The following is a 929-nucleotide window of genomic DNA, read 5'->3' as shown; positions in this document are numbered from 1 at the left end:
TATAGAGCATATTTTGACATCAATGCATTCATATCAGCCTCTGAAACGCGACTTTCATCCGCTTCCACCAAGAGAACATCTGACTTTGTAAAACGATCAAGAATCTTCTTGTCGAATGGATAAAAGCTGCTATTTGCCATGTGAACCGCCCCTATCAAGTAAGCACTTGCATACTTGTCAGAATCTTTTTTTACATCCCAGCTCAAACCAACATAAGACTCTCGCGCCAGAACAGAGCAAGAAAAGACGAGAACAATCAAAGCCAACAAAGGCGCTTTCATAACTGGCTATTCCTCTTCCAGACTAATACCCAAATTACTAACATCGTTATCATGAGCCAAAGTTCGAATTTGTATCATCAGATCTTTTGAAAGTTTATCGGCGCTGCGCAGTATGTCGCATAACTCCTGCTGAAAAGAAAACTCTCTCGCCATCAAATCATGCTTCTCAAAAAGACGAATCAAATCATTTTCATCTAAGCCTTCGCCTTCAGAGAATTCGAGAAACTCTGTCACGCTCGTAATAGATAATTGACTGCCTTCCTCTGCTCTCTTCTTATCTCGATTCAAAGCAGAGAGAAGCGCGAGCTCCCATAGACTTAAGCCAAGATTGCAAGGAATGGCTCCGAATGCAGTTTCTGCATCTTCGACAAAGTGCGCGGCCACCGTATCAAGGCACAAGACCAAACTTTCATCATTGGGCGCCATGACTCCAGACTGCCAACTCGAATCAAGTAAAGAGGAAAAGCCCTTAGGAAAAAATTCAGGATCAACATCGAGACGATCAGTACTCTCTAAAAACAAACGAATATTTGGTAAAGAGCGCTCTACCAGAGCCAATAGAAAAGCCGTCTCTCTCCATCCAGACAAAGCCTTTACCGATTTCATTAATTTTTTAGGGTTCATAGTTGTTTGTTCCTAAACAAAACT

2 protein-coding genes are annotated in these 929 nt (G+C 41.9%); both read right to left on the bottom strand.

The window, feature by feature from the left end; genetic code table 11:
- On the bottom strand, positions 1-281 hold a 281-nt coding region (locus A3739_RS20020), incomplete at its 3' end, for a TraB/GumN family protein (protein ID WP_197472459.1).
- Between the two features lie 6 nt (positions 282-287).
- On the bottom strand, positions 288-905 hold the full coding sequence (locus tag A3739_RS20015; protein ID WP_068483271.1) for a DUF416 family protein: 618 nt from the start codon (positions 903-905) through the stop codon (positions 288-290).
- Positions 906-929: the final 24 nt, after the last annotated feature.

The sequence above is a fragment of the Oleiphilus sp. HI0067 genome, assembly GCF_001635735.1.
Note: the sequence above shows the minus strand (reverse complement) of the source record. Positions and strands in the feature narration are given on the sequence as shown.

Bases quoted from the DNA above. Each gene is read 5' to 3' on its own strand.
- A3739_RS20015 (WP_068483271.1), bottom strand. From the start codon at position 905: ATGAACCCTAAAAAATTAATGAAATCGGTAAAGGCTTTGTCTGGATGG.